The organism is Sphingomonas sp. MMS24-J13 (assembly GCF_044905095.1).
Taxonomy (GTDB): domain Bacteria; phylum Pseudomonadota; class Alphaproteobacteria; order Sphingomonadales; family Sphingomonadaceae; genus Sphingomonas_I.
In genome coordinates this window covers 1,831,287-1,847,540 of sequence record NZ_CP173258.1, presented here as the reverse complement: position 1 = coordinate 1,847,540, position 16,254 = coordinate 1,831,287, and the positions used below count along the sequence as shown (strand labels likewise).

13 protein-coding genes are annotated in these 16,254 nt (G+C 65.6%); 12 read left to right on the top strand and 1 reads right to left on the bottom strand.

Annotated elements, in window-relative coordinates:
- The first annotated feature begins 43 nt into the window (after positions 1 to 43).
- The 3 genes from AB4Z44_RS08715 to gltB are packed head-to-tail and all read left to right on the top strand — an operon-like array spanning position 44 to position 6,719.
- A complete protein-coding gene (locus AB4Z44_RS08715; protein ID WP_404714196.1) occupies positions 44 to 1,474 on the top strand; it encodes an NAD(P)-dependent oxidoreductase in 1,431 nt (476 codons plus the stop codon).
- Positions 1,471 to 2,196, top strand: a complete 726-nt coding sequence (locus AB4Z44_RS08710; RefSeq protein WP_404713653.1) for a DUF2059 domain-containing protein — start codon at positions 1,471 to 1,473, stop codon at positions 2,194 to 2,196. The genes AB4Z44_RS08715 and AB4Z44_RS08710 overlap by 4 nt, the downstream gene beginning before the upstream one ends.
- The gene (gene gltB / locus AB4Z44_RS08705) at positions 2,196 to 6,719 is read left to right on the top strand and encodes a glutamate synthase large subunit (RefSeq protein ID WP_404714195.1); all 4,524 of its coding nucleotides are present in this window, start codon (positions 2,196 to 2,198) and stop codon (positions 6,717 to 6,719) included. Before AB4Z44_RS08710 ends, gltB begins: the two co-directional genes overlap by 1 nt.
- 324 nt (positions 6,720 to 7,043) lie before the next feature.
- On the opposite strand, the gene AB4Z44_RS08700 is transcribed toward gltB, so the two are convergent.
- Positions 7,044 to 7,874: an AraC family transcriptional regulator gene (locus AB4Z44_RS08700; RefSeq protein ID WP_404713652.1), complete on the bottom strand. Its 831-nt coding sequence runs from the start codon at positions 7,872 to 7,874 to the stop codon at positions 7,044 to 7,046.
- A gap of 40 nt (positions 7,875 to 7,914) precedes the next feature.
- On the opposite strand from AB4Z44_RS08700, the gene AB4Z44_RS08695 reads away from it, so the two are divergent.
- The 9 genes from AB4Z44_RS08695 to AB4Z44_RS08655 all read left to right on the top strand — a co-directional run bounded on the left by AB4Z44_RS08695 (position 7,915) and on the right by AB4Z44_RS08655 (position 16,243).
- Positions 7,915 to 8,691: an O-methyltransferase gene (locus AB4Z44_RS08695; protein ID WP_404713651.1), complete on the top strand. Its 777-nt coding sequence runs from the start codon at positions 7,915 to 7,917 to the stop codon at positions 8,689 to 8,691.
- A gap of 62 nt (positions 8,692 to 8,753) precedes the next feature.
- Positions 8,754 to 9,437, top strand: a complete 684-nt coding sequence (locus tag AB4Z44_RS08690; RefSeq protein WP_404713650.1) for a siderophore-interacting protein — start codon at positions 8,754 to 8,756, stop codon at positions 9,435 to 9,437.
- Positions 9,438 to 9,620: 183 nt separating this feature from the next.
- Positions 9,621 to 10,778 (top strand): tetratricopeptide repeat protein, encoded by a 1,158-nt coding sequence (locus tag AB4Z44_RS08685; RefSeq protein ID WP_404713649.1) that lies wholly within the window; start codon positions 9,621 to 9,623, stop codon positions 10,776 to 10,778.
- 130 nt (positions 10,779 to 10,908) lie between these two features.
- Entirely contained in the window at positions 10,909 to 11,391 is a 483-nt protein-coding gene (gene smpB, locus AB4Z44_RS08680) for an SsrA-binding protein SmpB (protein ID WP_404713648.1), read from the top strand.
- A gap of 10 nt (positions 11,392 to 11,401) precedes the next feature.
- Positions 11,402 to 13,804, top strand: a complete 2,403-nt coding sequence (locus AB4Z44_RS08675) for a response regulator (RefSeq protein WP_404713647.1) — start codon at positions 11,402 to 11,404, stop codon at positions 13,802 to 13,804.
- A gap of 80 nt (positions 13,805 to 13,884) precedes the next feature.
- Positions 13,885 to 14,241, top strand: a complete 357-nt coding sequence (locus tag AB4Z44_RS08670; RefSeq protein ID WP_404713646.1) for a response regulator — start codon at positions 13,885 to 13,887, stop codon at positions 14,239 to 14,241.
- Positions 14,242 to 14,362: 121 nt separating this feature from the next.
- Positions 14,363 to 15,433, top strand: a complete 1,071-nt coding sequence (gene recA / locus AB4Z44_RS08665) for a recombinase RecA (protein WP_404713645.1) — start codon at positions 14,363 to 14,365, stop codon at positions 15,431 to 15,433.
- A 151-nt stretch (positions 15,434 to 15,584) separates the two neighbouring features.
- Positions 15,585 to 15,944, top strand: a complete 360-nt coding sequence (locus AB4Z44_RS08660) for a hypothetical protein (RefSeq protein ID WP_404713644.1) — start codon at positions 15,585 to 15,587, stop codon at positions 15,942 to 15,944.
- Between the two features lie 8 nt (positions 15,945 to 15,952).
- Complete coding sequence (locus AB4Z44_RS08655) at positions 15,953 to 16,243, top strand: hypothetical protein (protein ID WP_404713643.1); 291 nt, start codon at positions 15,953 to 15,955, stop codon at positions 16,241 to 16,243.
- Positions 16,244 to 16,254 lie beyond the last annotated feature (11 nt).

Genomic DNA, 16,254 nt, shown 5'->3' with positions numbered 1-16,254 from the left:
CGCTGTGCGTCATGACGCCCGTGGGAGATCACACATGGTTGGCATGCTTCAGTTCACCTCGGTCGGGCAGGACTATCCCGAAAAGCGCGCCGCGGGCGAGCGCGCGGGCGATTTCGACGAGATTTCGCGCGCCTTCGAGGTCGCCAAGGCGGAGGAGCAATCGTCGCGCTGCTCGCAATGCGGCGTGCCCTATTGCTCGACCCATTGCCCGCTCCACAATCATATCCCGGACTGGCTGCGCCTGACCGCCGAGGGGCGGCTGCGCGAGGCCTATGAGCTGTCCAACGCCACCTCGACCATGCCCGAGATTTGCGGCCGCATCTGTCCGCAAGACCGGCTGTGCGAGGGCAATTGCGTCATCGAGTTTTCGGGCCATGGCGCGGTCACGATCGGATCGGTCGAGAAGTATATCACCGATACCGCGTGGGAGGAGGGCTGGGTCGAGCCGCTGACCCCGGGGCCGGCGAAGGGCCAGTCGATCGCGGTGATCGGGGCCGGCCCGGCCGGGCTGACCGTCGCCGATCTGATGCGCGCGCGCGGTTACGACGTCCATGTCTATGACCGCCACGATCGCATGGGCGGGCTGCTGATGTACGGCATCCCCGGCTTCAAGCTGGAGAAGCCCATCGTCGAACGCCGCGTCCAGCGGCTCAAGGATGGCGGCGTCGTCTTCCATGAAAGTTTCGAGGTCGGCCGTGATGCGACGATGGAGGATCTGCGCGCGCGTCATGACGCGATTGTGATCTGCACCGGCGTCTACAAGCCGCGCGCGATCCGTGCGCCCGGCGTGGGCGCCGCCGGCGTGGTGGAATCGCTCGATTATCTGACCGCGTCGAACAAGAAGGGCTTCGGCGACACCGTGCCGCTCTATGAGGACGGCACGCTCAACGCGCTCGGCAAGCATGTCGTGGTCGTCGGCGGGGGCGATACCGCGATGGATTGCGTGCGCACCGCGATCCGCCAGGGCGCGGCGTCGGTGAAGTGCCTCTATCGCCGCGACCGCACCAACATGCCGGGATCGCAACGCGAGGTGAAGAATGCCGAGGAGGAGGGCGTCGAGTTCGTCTGGCTCGCTGCGCCCGAGGCGTTCCACGATGCCGACGGCAGCGTCTCCGGCGTGCAGGTGACCAAGATGCGCCTCGGCGAGCCCGACGCCTCGGGCCGCCGCGCGCCCGAGATCGAGCCCGGCGCCGAATATCGGCTCGAGGCCGATCTGGTGATCAAGGCGCTCGGTTTCGATCCCGAGGAATTGCCGAAGCTGTTCGACGCGCCCGATCTGACGGTGACGCGCTGGGGCACTTTGCGGGTCGATCACAAGACCATGATGACCAGCATGGACGGCGTCTTCGCCGCCGGCGACATCGTGCGCGGCGCGAGCCTCGTCGTGTGGGCGGTGCGCGATGGGCGCGATGTTTCGGATCGCATGCATGCCTGGCTCAAGGCGAAGGCTTCGGCCGAGGTGGTGGCGGCGTGAGCCGGCTGCTCGCTTTGGCGCTGGCGACGGCGGCGGTTCCTGCTCTCGCGCAGGCGCCGTCGGCACCGGTCGCGGCTCCCGATCCCGCGCGGTTGGCGGTGGCGCGTGCCGTCGCCGGGAAGATCATGCCGCCCGGCACCTATCGGACGATCCTGCAGGGTTCGCTCAACGCGATGATGAGCGGCATGATGAGCCAGATGATGGACGTGCCGGTCCAGCAATTCGCCGCCACCGCCGGCATGCCCGCGGAGGACGCGAAGAAGCTCGGCGGCGCCACCACGCGTCAGGTCATGAGCGTGATCGATCCTGCCTTCGATGAGCGCAGCCGGCTCAGCATGACGGCGATGATGGACGGCATGAGCGACGTGCTGGTGAAGATGGAGCCCGATATCCGCGAGGGTCTGGCCGAGGCCTATGCCACGCGCTTCAGCGCGGTACAGCTCGCCGAGCTCAAGGCCTTCTTCGATACGCCGACCGGCAGCAGCTTCGCCGCGCAGCAGATGACCCTGATGACCGATCCGGCCTTCATGCGGCGGATGCAGGGGGTGATGCCCGCGATCGTCAAGGCGATGCCCGACGTGATCAAGCGCGTGCAGGCGGCCACCGCCCATTTGCCCAAGCCGAAGAAAGCCAGCGATCTGACCGACGCCGAGCGCGCCAGGCTCGCGCAATTGCTCGGTATCCCGCCCGAAAAGCTCAAGCAGGCCAAGGAGCCTCAATGATGACCGTGTCCGAAACCGAACGCGACCGCATCGCCCGTGTGGGCATGTACCGCCCCGAGTTCGAAGGCGATGCCTGCGGCGTCGGCCTCGTCGCCGCGACCGACGGCAAGCCCTCGCGCCGGGTCGTCACCGCAGCGATCGATGCCTTGAAGGCGGTGTGGCACCGTGGCGCGGTCGATGCCGACGGCAAGACCGGCGACGGCGCCGGCATCCATGTCGATCTGGCGGCGCGCTTCTTCGACGATGCGATCGAATCCGCCGGGCACAAGCCGCGGCCGAACCGGCTGGCGGTCGGCATGATCTTCCTGCCGCGCACCGATCTGGGCGCGCAGGAAGCCTGCCGGACGATCATCGAGAGCGAGATCATCGATTTCGGCTACACCATCTACGGCTGGCGCCAGGTGCCGGTCGACGTTTCGTGCATCGGCGACAAGGCGATGCTGACGCGGCCCGAGATCGAGCAGATCATGATCGCCGGGCCGATGCCCGACGTCGAGAGCGCGGCCGAGTTCGAGAAGAAGCTCTATCTCGTCCGCCGCCGGATCGAGAAGCAACTGATCGAGGCGCAGATCCAGGGCTGCTACATCTGCTCGCTGTCGTGCCGCTCGGTCATCTACAAGGGCCTGTTCCTCGCGGCCGACCTGTCGGTCTTCTATCCCGATCTGCTCGACGAGCGGTTCGTGTCGCGCGTCGCGATCTTCCACCAGCGTTATTCGACCAACACCTTCCCGCAATGGTGGCTGGCGCAGCCGTTCCGCTGCCTCGCGCATAATGGCGAGATCAACACGATCCGCGGCAACAAGAACTGGATGAAGAGCCACGAGATCAAGATGGCCTCGCTGGCCTTCGGCGCGCATTCGGAGGACATCAAGCCGGTCGTGCCCGCGGGCGCGTCCGATACCGCCGCGCTCGATGCCGTGTTCGAGACGATCTGCCGCTCGGGCCGCGATGCGCCGACCGCCAAGCTGATGCTCGTGCCCGAGGCCTGGCAGGAATCGGACATGCCCCAGCCGGTCGAGGACATGTACAATTATTTCGCGAGCGTGATGGAGCCGTGGGACGGCCCCGCAGCACTTGCGATGACCGATGGCCGCTGGGTCGTGGCGGGCGTCGACCGCAACGCCTTGCGTCCGTTGCGCACGCTCCGCACCGCCGACAATCTGCTGATCGTCGGATCGGAAGCGGGCATGGTGGTCGTGCCCGAGACCTCGGCGGTGGCGAAGGGGCGCATGGGCCCCGGCCAGATGATCGCGATCGATCTCGACGAGGGCAAGTTCTACGACGATGCCGCGATCAAGGCGCGCATCGCCGCCGAAGCGCCCTATGGCGAATGGGTGTCGGGTTTCCGCACGCTCGCCGATCTGCCCGCGCCCGACGGCAATTGCCTGCCGCAATTTACGCGCGCCGAACTCGTCCGCCGCCAGATCGCGGCCGGCCAGACGATGGAGGATATGGAGCTGATCCTGTCCCCGCAGATCGAGACCGGCAAGGAAGCGGTCGGATCGATGGGCGACGATACCCCGCTCGCGGTGATCTCGGACAAGCCGCGGCTGATCAGCCACTTCTTCCGCCAGAATTTCAGCCAGGTGACCAACCCGCCGATCAACTCGCTGCGCGAAACCCGCGTGATGAGCCTCAAGACGCGCTTCGGGAACCTCGCCAACATCCTCGACACCGAAGCCCAGCAATCGGGCGTGCTGGTGCTCGATTCCCCGGTGCTGACCTCGCGCGACTGGGAGACGCTGAAGACCTATTTCGGCTCGGCCCATGCGACGATCGACTGCACCTATCCGGTCGATGGATCGCCCGATGCGCTGCGCCAGGCGATCGCGCGCGTCCGGCGCGAGGCCGAGCAGGCGGTGCGCGAAGGCAAGAGCGAGCTGTTCCTGACCGACGAGCGTGTCGGCGAGGGCCGCATCGCGATCGCGATGGTGCTGGCGGCGGCGGCGGTGCACACCCACCTCGTGCGCCAGGGGCTGCGCTCCTACGCGTCGGTCAACGTGCGCTCGGCCGAATGCCTCGACACGCATTATTATGCGGTGCTGATCGGGGTCGGCGCGACCACGGTGAATGCCTATCTGTCCGAGGCGGCGATCGCCGATCGCCATGCGCGCGGCCTGTTCGGCGATCTCGATCTGGCGACCTGCTTCAAGCGCTGGCGCAAGGCGATCGACGACGGTCTGCTCAAGATCATGAGCAAGATGGGGATCGCGGTGATCTCCTCGTACCGGGGCGGCTATAATTTCGAGGCGGTCGGGCTGTCGCGTGCGCTGGTGAACGATTTCTTCCCCGGCATGCCGGCGAAGATTTCGGGCGAAGGCTATGCCTCGCTCCAGCTTTCGGCGAAGATCCGCCACGAACAGGCGTTCGAGGGCGGGCCGGCGGTGTTGCCGATCGGCGGCTTCTATCGCCAGCGCGCTGGCGGCGAGAGCCATGCCTATTCGGCGCAGCTGATGCACCTGTTGCAGGAATCGGTCAGCACCGACAGCTATTCGCATTACCTGCAATTCTCGCGCGGGGTGCGCGAGCTGCCGCCGATCTATCTGCGCGACCTGCTCGAGTTCAACTGGGCCAAGGAAGCCGCGCCGATCGACGAGGTCGAGGCGATCACCGAGATCCGCAAACGCTTCGTGACGCCCGGCATGAGCCTCGGCGCGCTCTCGCCCGAGGCGCATGAGACGCTCGCGATCGCGATGAACCGCATCGGCGCCAAGGCGGTGTCGGGTGAGGGGGGTGAGGACAAGCGCCGCTTCAAGCCGTACGAAAATGGCGACAATGCCAATTCGGTGATCAAGCAGATCGCCTCGGGCCGCTTCGGCGTCACCGCGGAATATCTGGGATCGGCCGAGGAGATCGAGATCAAGGTCGCGCAGGGCGCCAAGCCCGGCGAGGGCGGGCAATTGCCCGGCTTCAAGGTGACCGACATGATCGCGCGCCTGCGCCATTCGACGCCGGGCGTGATGCTGATCTCGCCGCCGCCGCACCATGACATCTACTCGATCGAGGATCTGGCGCAGCTCATCTACGATCTGAAGCAGATCAACCCGCGCGCGCGCGTCTGCGTCAAGCTGGTCAGCTCGGCCGGCATCGGCACGGTCGCGGCGGGCGTCGCCAAGGCGCATGCCGACGCGATCCTCGTCGCCGGCCATGTCGGCGGCACCGGCGCCTCGCCGCAGACCAGCATCAAATATGCCGGCACGCCGTGGGAAATGGGGCTGAGCGAGGTCAACCAGGTGCTGACGCTCAATGGCCTGCGCCATCGCGTCAAGCTGCGTACCGATGGCGGGCTCAAGACCGGGCGCGACATCGTCATCGCCGCGATCCTGGGCGCCGAGGAATATGGCATCGGCACGCTCTCGCTGGTGGCGATGGGCTGCATCATGGTGCGCCAGTGCCATTCGAACACGTGCCCGGTCGGCGTCTGCACGCAGGACGAGAAGCTGCGTTCGAAGTTCGTCGGCACGCCCGAGAAGGTCATCAACCTGATGACCTTCATCGCCGAGGAGGTGCGCGAGATCCTGGCGCGGCTCGGCTATCGCAGCCTCGACGAGGTGATCGGGCGGACCGAATTGCTCCGCCAGGTCAGCCGCGGGGCCGAGCATCTCGACGATCTCGATCTCAACCCGATCCTCGCCAAAGTGGACGCGCCCGATCATCATCGCCGCTTCAAGCTGAGCACGTTCCGCAACGATGTGCCCGACAGCCTCGACGCGCAGATGATCCAGGACGCCAAGGCGGTGTTCGAGCGGCGCGAGAAGATGCAGCTGACCTATACGGTGCGCAACACGCACCGCGCGGTCGGCACGCGCTTCTCGGCGGAGATCACGTCGAAGTACGGGATGGACAAACTGGCCGACGGCCATGTCCATGTCCGTCTGCGCGGATCGGCCGGCCAGTCGCTCGGCGCCTTCGCGGTCAAGGGGCTGACCCTCGAAGTGTTCGGCGAAGCCAACGATTATGTCGGCAAGGGGCTTTCGGGCGGGATCATCATCGTCCGCCCGATGGTGGCGAGCGCGCTCGACAGCAAATCGAACACGATCATCGGCAACACCGTCCTCTACGGCGCGACCGCGGGCACGTTGCTGGCGGCGGGGCAGGCGGGCGAGCGCTTCGCGGTGCGCAATTCGGGCGCGACCGTGGTGGTCGAGGGCTGCGGCGCCAATGGCTGCGAATATATGACCGGCGGCACTGCCGTGATCCTCGGCCGCACCGGCGAGAATTTCGGCGCGGGCATGACCGGCGGCATGGCGTTCGTGCTCGACGAGGACGGCAGCTTCGCCAGGCGCGCCAATCCGGAGACGATCACCTGGCAGCGGCTGGGCTCGGGCTGGTGGGAGGCACGGCTCAAGTCGCTGATCGCCCTGCACGCGACCAAGACCGACAGCCGCTGGTCCAACGCGATCCTCGACGATTGGGATCGCTGGCGCGAGAAGTTCTGGCAGATCGTGCCGAAGGAAATGCTCACCCGGCTGGAACATCCGCTCGACGATGCGGATGAGGCCGAGATGGTGGCGGCGGAGTAGGGAAGGGGCCGGGCGAGCGATCGCCCGGCCTTATTCTATAGGACGCGCGCAGGCCTGATTCTGTCATCCTGTCGACAGGTCAGGGGAGAGACGGGAGTGCCTCCTTTAATGAGCGGGCGTCATTCGGCACACCGTTGCGGCTGTGCGTTTCGGCCGCTTGCGACCAGTTCAAATCATTCCGCGGTAGAGCTTGCACATCCGCTTACGCCGAAACCGGTCATTCGTACGCAATTCGGCAGCCAGACGGCTGCGAGACCAATTGTTGCCGTTCAATCGCGCACCAGGGAATCCCGGAATCGGCCTTACACCGAGCAGCAACGGCGGTCAGTCGTTGAGACGTTTAGGGTTTGCGCCGGCGTGGCGTTCGGCCATGTACCGGCCGGGTGAAGTCCCCAACGCCTTGCGAAACATCGTCACGAAGCTCGGCACACTTTCATATCCGAGATCATCCGCGACCCGCTGGATCGAGGCCCCGCCCGCGAGCCATTTGACTGCGAGTAAGATGCTGAGCTGCTGCCGCCAGCGCCCGAAGCTCATCCCGGTTTCGCGACGGATGACTCGGGCCAAGGTCCGCTCACTGAGACCAGCACGCTTCGCCCAGAAATCGATCGTTCCGCGATCGGCCGGGGCGGCGATCATGTCTTCGACAATCCGGCGGAGCCGGAGGTCGCTGGGCATCGGGAGGTGGAGGTGCTCGATGTCGGCCGCGGCGAGCTCGTCGAGCAGCACCGCGAGCAGGCGCGCATTCGCGACGCTTTCTTCGTAGAGGACCGGCAAATGCGCTGCGCGGGTGAGCAGCTCGCGCAGCAATGGCGTCACCGATATAGCGCAGCAGCGTGTCGGGAGGCCGGCGCAGAAGTCCGGATCGACGAAGGCGCCATAGCCCTCCAACGTGCCGCTCACCTTGATCGAATGCAGCGCGTCGCCCGGGATCCACACCGCACTGCGCGGAGGGACGATCCACAAGCCGCCTTCCACCTCACAGCTCAGCGCACCGCTCTGGACGAGCACGATCTGACCCTTGCGATGCCGATGCAGGTCGAGTTCGAGTCCGCCGAAATCCTTCGCGATGAATCCATAAGTGACCACTGCCCGGGGCACATCATCGGGCTCGACCCAATCCGCTTCGTCGCTCAGTTCGGTGAGGATCGGCATATCGCGCCTTCCGCTTTGATTGGCAGAAATGAATAACAACATGGCCGAGGTTCGCAATGACGCCATTTGCGGCGCGGCCTATTGGTCGCGAACAGTCAGTGGAGCCGGAAGGGCAAAACCAGTGAACATGTTGGATACGGATATTGTCGCGAACCTGCTCGGTCGTTTGCATCAGGCCGCACACGAGGCCGACCACGCCCATTTCGAACAGGTGATGGCGGAGATCGAGGCTTCCGGCGCAGGTGCGGAGCAGTGGGCGGCAAAACTGCTGGAGGACGAGAAGGCCGGCCTCCGCTCGGTGTATCAGGGCTATGCCGAGCACTTCCTGTCGATCTCACCCGGCTTTGGGCGGTTCCTCTACGCGATGGCGCGCGCCGGGAAGGCTTCCCGGATCGTCGAATTCGGTACGTCCATGGGGATCTCGACGATCTATCTGGCCGCGGCATTGCGCGACAATGGCGGTGGCATGCTGATCGGCAGCGAGTTCGAGCCTGGCAAGGTCGCCCGGGCGCGCGAACATCTCGAGGCCGCAGCGCTGGCGGATCTCGTCGATATCCGGGAGGGCGATGCGCGCGAGACGCTCGCCGATATCGCGGGCGAGGTCGATCTGCTGCTTCTCGATGGCGCCTTCTCACTCTACCTGCCGGTGCTGAAACTGGTCGAGCCGCGTCTTCGCCCAGGCGCGATCGTGCTCGGGGAGAATGCCTTCGATCCGGAATATCGGGCCTATGTCCGCGACCCTGGCAACGGGTATCTCACCCAGACGTTCGCAATGGACGTGGAGCGCGGCAACGATTTCACCGTACGGATCGGCTGATGACAACCATGGAAGCGCCGGAACCGCGCGCATCGCGGGCTTCCGGCAGGCTCGGCGGAGCCTTGATCCGCTTGATCATGAAGCGCGCGGCGGTGACCGCCAATGAGACACTGGCCAACCGTTTCCAGCTCATCTGCCTTGAGGGGCCGGGGCTCGTGGATGTGGTTTGGACGCCGGGGCAAAAGATCCAGATCGCGATGGGGTCGGCGTTCGTGACGCGCACCTATACGCCGATCGCCTGGAATCCCGCTACCGGACGCACCTGCATTCTCGGCTACGCGCACGGCACGGGGCCGGGCAGCGATTGGTTGCGTGGCGCCGTACCGGGTTCCAGTTGCGATATCTTCGGTCCGCGCACGTCGCTCGCCATTGGCCGGCCCAGCGGCCCGCTGGCGATATTCGGGGACGAAACATCGCTCGGGCTCGCCCATGCGCTAGCGCTCAGCGGCGGGATGGAGGCGGTGGTGGGCTTTTTCGAGGTCGAAGATGTCGAAGCCGGCCGATCGGTGGCGGTGCAACTCGACCTCCAGAACTATACGCTTGTCGGCCGGGAGGCGGACGATGCGCATCTGTCCGAGTTCGAATCCAAACTGCCCGCACTCGCGGACGCAGGAGCGACGTTCGTGTTGACCGGCAAAGCCGGAAGCATTCAGCGCGTACGCCGAACCCTGAAGGCGCTCCAGGTGCCGTCGCGGCGGATCCGCACCAAAGCTTATTGGACACCGGGCAAGACTGGTCTCGACTAAGGCCTCTTGTCCGGAACGCGGCAGCGGCTTCCGACCGACATGCGCCGTTCCGATGCGTAGCGGGATGACCGCTGCCGCCGAAACCGGCCATTGGCGACACCGGCCCATGGCGGGCGCGTTGTCCCCCATTCCGTCGCATCCCGATCCAGCTTATAGCGAAGCGGTGATGCTCCGGAGGCTATGATGCTTGCGCTGCTCCTGCTTATCCAATCCCAGACCGGTGACATCGTCGTGACCGGTCAACGCCTGGTCGATGCCCAGGCGGCATGCGTCCGTGGCGAATGCACGCCGTTGCGCGACGCGCAAGCATCGATCGCTTTGGCTGAGGCGCAATTTCGGGCGGGCAGCTATTTCGATGCCAAACGCACGCTGGCGGCCGCAGTCGCACGCAATCGCAACCATGCCGCGACCGACCCCAAGCCGGTCGCCGCGCTGTACGAGGCATATGCCACGGTCGCGCTGCACGAGGGCGATCAGGACGCCTACAAGCACGCCGTGATGGGGCAGGTGCGCACGCTACGCGACAATCTGCCGGGGAGCGACCCCGCCGTGAGCGCGTCCGCCGACGCGCTGGGCAATATGTGGATCAAGCTCGGCAATTATGATCAGGCCGAGACGGCCTTTCGCGCAGTCGAGCAGGACGCCCTGAAAATGGGGCAGGAACGATCGGCAATGCTAGCGGGCATGAAGCGCGCGTGGCTGGCCGCGGCACGCAACGAGCCGGCGCGGGCCATGAAGCTGCTACGTGAACTCGAGGCGCGCCCGATCGCCAGCGATCCCGGTTACCGGCTTGCGCTGCAGGTCGTGCGTCTGCGGATTGCCGCGCGCGGTGCCAGCGACGAACAGATGACGACGCTGGCGAGCGACATCGGCCGGGAGCGCACGATGGACCCCGCCCTGATCTGGGAGCCGCCTTACCCTGCCGATCCCGTGGCGGCCGCCAATGCCGAAGCGCGTAAATTTTCCGCGTCCGAGGCGGTCCGCGCCGGGCCGGCCGATCTCGACGGCGTGCAGTGGGTGGACGTCGGTTTCTGGATCCGGCCCGATGGCCGCACCGCCGAGGTCGAGATCCTGCGCAGTTCGTGCGCCAATCCCTGGAGCCAGAAGCTGCTCGCACAGGTCGAGGGACGCCGCTATACCGCGAGTGCCGCCGGGACAGGGGACGGGGTAGCCGCCGGCGAAGGTGTCTATCGCATTGAGCGCATCACGAAGCGGTCGCGCTATTCGGTGCCCATCGGCAGCCTTCTCCGGCGGCGTATCGGTGGCGAGGACGGTTTCGAAACGCTTGATCTGACAGCGGCGCCTGCTGCGGCGACCGCCCGTGCGAACCGCAGCGGCTGATAGGTCCCAAACTCGGTCGTGCCCATCTGCCGTCGAGCATCTTTTGAGTCTCGGTCGCGTCTGTCATGCAAGGGGTTGGATTCATCGGGCTCTTCCCCCAACCGTCCGCAGCGCTTATGTCCCGTCTCTTATGGCCCGTCCACGTCCCGCAGAGTTCGACAAAAAGAAGGTCGTCGCCGAAAATCGGCGCGCTCGTTTCGAGTACTTCCTCGAGGATTTCTTCGAAGCCGGCATCGCCCTGACCGGCACCGAGGTGAAGTCGCTGCGCTTCGGCGAGGGCTCGATCGCCGAATCCTATGCCGAGGTGAAGGATGGCCAGGTGAGCCTGATCAACGCCAACATTCCCGAATTCAGCCACGGCAACCGCTTCAACCACGAGCCCAAGCGCCCGCGGCGGCTGCTGTTGCACGAGCGCGAGATCGAGAAGATGCACACCGGGGTCAGCCGCGAAGGCATGACGTTGATCCCGCTGTCGGTCTATTTCAATGGCCGCGGCCGCGCCAAGGTCGAGCTCGCGCTCGCCAAGGGCAAGAAGCTCCACGACAAGCGCGAGACGATCAAGGAACGCGACTGGAAGCGCGACGCCCAGCGGCTGATGCGGGATCGCGGCTGAGCCGGGGCTCATGGCGCAGTCCAGCCTCGTGTCGATCCTGCCGGCGTCCGATCGGCGCTGGCGTGGCACGGCCGGGCTGCTGCTGGTCTGCCTCGCTCTCGCTACGGTCGCGCTTGCGTGGTGGACATTGGGAGGCGACCGGCTCGGCGTTGCGCTGATCGCGCTGCCGTTGGCCGGAAGCCTGATCGCGGCCACCGTGATGGCGCGCGGCCGCGATGACGAGACCGAGATACTGGTCGATTGGGCGATCCTCGATGCCGCGCTGACCGATGCCAAGGACGGCGCTGCGATCACCGATCGCGAGGGTCGGCTGATCTATGCGAGCCCGTCCTACGAGGCGATCTTTCCCGGTTCCCCGCCGCCGGGCGCGCTGCCGATCGAACCCGCCGATCTCGGACGGTTGGCCACCGCCGCCCGACAGGCATTCCGCGATGGGCAGGCCGAGGTCCAGAATGTCGGGCTTCAGAGCGGGCAGGCGCTGATCATGCTGCGCCGGGGCGGCCGCCGCCATGATCATCTGATCTGGCGCGTGCGCCGAACCGGGCCGGACAATCCCTATGGTCTGGCGCGGCAGTTGCTCGACGGGGATGCGGGCGATCGGCTCGGCGATGCGGGCGTGATGATGGTGCTGGTCGACGGCGATGGCGGCATCGTCGCGGCCAATGACGTTTTCCTGTTCCGTGCATTCGGCGATGCCGCGCACGATCCGGCCCGCGCACGCCTCGCCGATCTGCTGCAGACCGGCGAGGATGGCGAGATCCGCATTTCGCGCGATTCCGACGATATGCCGCCGCTGCGCATCGTGACCGTGCCGGTGGGTGACGATGTCGAGCGGGGCCCGAGCGTGTTCCTGCTGTTCGACGAGGATCCCGACGCGATGAGCGCCGCCGCCGCGCGCGGCGCCGCCACCGTTCATCTCCACGAATTGCTGGCGATGCTGCCGCTCGGGCTCGCGCTGGTCGAGCGCGACGGGCGTTTCCTGTTCATCAACGATGCGTTCAAGCGCGCCGCCGGGATCACGCCCGAGACGAACGCGGTCTATCCGAGCGATCTGGCGTGCGACGAGGACAAGCAGATCGTCGCCGATGCGGTGCGCCGCTTCACCGCCGGTCGGGCCCTGCCGGGCGATCTCGCGATCCGGCTCAAGCACCGCCCGGAAGAGCCGGTCGCGCTTACCATCGCCAATGCCAAGGGGCTGGGCGAGGCGTCGGTGCTGCTCAGCCTGAAGGACAATAGCGAGGAATCGAAGCTCAAGCGCCAGATCACCCAGGCCACCAAGATGCAGGCGGTCGGCCAGCTCGCCGGCGGCGTCGCGCACGATTTCAACAATATCCTGACCGCGATCATTGGTCATTGCGATCTGATGCTGATGCGCCACACGCCGGGCGACATCGACTATGACGACATCCAGCAGATCAAGCACAATTCCAACCGCGCGGCATCGCTGACCCGGCAATTGCTGGCTTTCTCGCGCCAGCAGACATTGCGGCCGCAGATATTGCAGCTGCCCGACGTCATCGCCGAAGTCTCCAACCTGCTCCGCCGTCTGCTCGGCGAGACCGTCAAGCTGCAGGTCAAGCATGGCCGCAATCTGGGTGCCGTGCGCGCCGATCCGGGCCAGCTCGAGCAGGTGATCGTCAACCTTGCGGTCAATGCGCGCGATGCCATGCCCGATGGCGGCACGCTCACCGTCCAGACCTATCCGGTCTCGGCGGCCGAGATCAGGCGGATGCGCAGCGAGATCATGCCGATCAACGATTATACAGCGCTCAAGGTGTCCGATACCGGCACCGGTATCCCCGAAGAGAATATCGGCAAGATCTTCGAGCCATTCTTCACCACCAAGGAGGTCGGCAAAGGCACCGGCCTCGGGCTCTCGACCGTCTACGGCATCGTCAAGCAGACCGACGGCTTCATCTTCGCCGACAGCGAGATCGGGCAGGGGACCAGCTTCACCATCTATCTGCCCGTCCACCTCGCCTCGCAGGCGCCCGAACCGGTCGTGCCCAAGCCGGTCGAGACGCATGCCGAGACCTGGGGCAGTGGCGTGATCCTGCTGGTGGAGGATGAGGCGATGGTCCGCGCCGTCGCCGAACGCGCGCTCACCCGCCAGGGCTATACGGTGCGCACCGCGACCAATGGCGAGGAGGCGCTTGAGTTGCTCGAGGATGGCGAGGTGCCCGATCTGCTGATCTCGGACGTGGTCATGCCGATGATGGACGGACCGACCCTGGTCCGTGCCGCGCGCGAGAAATTTCCCGATCTCAAGATCCTCTTCATGTCGGGCTATGCCGAGGAGCAGTTACGCAATTCGATCGATATCGATCGCGTCTCGTTCCTGCCCAAGCCTTTCTCGGTCCAGCAACTGGGGCAGGCGGCGCGGGACGTGCTCGCCGCGAAATCGGCGACGTAACGGTCGCTGACGGCGACGAACGGCCCGTTCGCCGACAAATTCGCTATGCGGATGCGCCATCGCGTTCTAATCCCGCGACGATGACCCAGCCTTTCAGCATTCTCATCATCGAGGATGAACCGCTTATCTCCATGATGATGGAGGATTTCGTCGATATGCTGGGCTACGGTCTGGCGGGTACGGTCGACAGCGTAGCCGATGCGCTGGGCCAGATCGAAGCGGGCGGATTCGATGCCGCAATCCTCGACGTGCATCTGCGCGACGGCGTGTGCTGGCCGGTCGCCGATGCGCTGGCGGCGAAGAATATCCCGTTCCTGATCGCGACCGGCGGCCATGTCGAGCCGCCGCCCGCGGCCCATGCGGATGCGCCGCAGCTTGCCAAGCCCTTCACCCTCGACGGCGTCACCACCGCGCTGGAAAGCTTGCAGCGCGCCTGAGCGCCCGATTGCGAATTTTTGTTCCTGAAGTTCTCCTCTTGTTCTCATGGAACATTCCGTGTACGAGGCCTTTCACGCGTTGAACGGGTGATCGACTTCCTCTAGCGGACAAGGGCAGGACATGGCGGCTTCTCTGAAGGTGATCAGCAGCGATATGGCGAGCTCGAGCGAACGGCAGAAGGCACTGGATGCCGCCTTGGCACAGATCGATCGTGCCTTCGGCAAGGGCTCGGCGATGAAGCTGGGCAGCCGCGAGAAGATCGAGATCGAGGCGATCTCGACCGGCAGCCTCGGGCTCGACATCGCGCTCGGCATCGGCGGCCTGCCGCGCGGGCGCATCGTCGAAATCTATGGCCCCGAATTGTCGGGCAAGACCACGCTGGCCCTGCACGCGATCGCCGAGGCGCAGAAGGCCGGCGGCACCGCGGCGTTCATCGATGCCGAGCACGCGCTCGATCCGGGCTATGCCAAGAAGCTGGGCGTCGACATCGACGAACTGATCGTCTCGCAGCCCGATACGGGCGAGCAGGCGCTCGAGATCGCCGATACGCTCGTCCGCTCGAATGCGATCGACGTGCTCGTGATCGATTCGGTCGCAGCGCTTGTGCCGCGGGCCGAAATCGAGGGTGAGATGGGCGACAGCCATGTCGGCCTGCAGGCGCGGCTGATGAGCCAGGCTTTGCGCAAGATCACCGGTTCGATCAGCCGCTCCAAGACGCTCGTCATCTTCATCAACCAGATCCGCATGAAGATCGGCGTGATGTATGGCAGCCCGGAGACGACCACCGGCGGCAACGCGCTCAAATTCTATGCGAGCGTGCGGCTCGATATTCGCCGCATCGGCCAGATCAAGGATCGCGACGATATCGTCGGCAACACGACCCGCGTGAAGGTCGTCAAGAACAAGGTCGCCCCGCCGTTCAAGCAGGTCGAATTCGACATCATGTATGGCGAAGGCGTCAGCAAGGTCGGTGAGATCCTCGATCTCGGCGTCAAGGCCGGGATCGTCGAGAAATCGGGTGCCTGGTTCAGCTATGACAGCATCCGCATCGGCCAGGGCCGCGAGAATTCGAAGACCTATCTGCGCGAGAATCCCGACGTCGCCGATCGGCTGGAGAAGGCGATCCGCGGCAAGACCGATGAAGTCTCCGAAGCGCTGATGGCCGGCCCGAGCGAGGACGACGATATCTGAGGTGAGCGAAGATCCTCCCCCGAAAGGGGAGGGGTACCGTTCGGCACAACCGAATGGTGGAGGGGGCCCTCGGCTGGACGCAGCGTTCGTGGCACTCCCCCTCCACCATGCTGCGCATGGTCGCCCCCCTTCCCGTGCCGGGGAGGACTTCTTGGCAGCCCTGACAGTCGATGGGGCCAACCTTCTTCCTCAAACCATTGCCGAATCCGCTATCGCCATCCTCAGCGAGCGCCTTCCATCCTCCGGCGCCGCTGGCGAACGGCTGACGGGCCTTCCGTGGCTCGCCGATTGGGTATCGACCGATCTTCTCCCGCCGCTTCGCGCCGCCGGTATCGCGCCGGATTACAAACCGGTCCGCGCCATATTGTTCGACAAGACCGCCAACGGCAATTGGGCGCTCGGCTGGCATCAGGACCGCACCGTTGCGGTCAAACGGAAAGTAACGGCGGACGGCTATGGGCCGTGGTCGCGCAAGCGCGGCATCCTGCATGTCGAGCGCCCTTCGCCGTGATGACGGACATGCTCACCGTCCGCCTCCATCTCGATCCCGTCGATGCGGACAATGCACCGCTGCGTGTGGCGATCGGGAGCCATCGCCTCGGCCGGATCGTCGATGCGGCGGTCGATGGCGTGGTCGCGCACTTGCCGAAGCTCACCTGTCTCGCGGGGCGTGGCGATCTCTGGGTCTACGCGACTCCGATCCTGCATGCGTCTTCGGCAGCAGCGAACCCGCGCCAGCGCAGGGTGTTGCAACTCGATCTCGCGCAAGGCGATCTTCCCGGTGGTGTCGAATGGCTTGGCATAAGCTGAAGCTTCAAGTC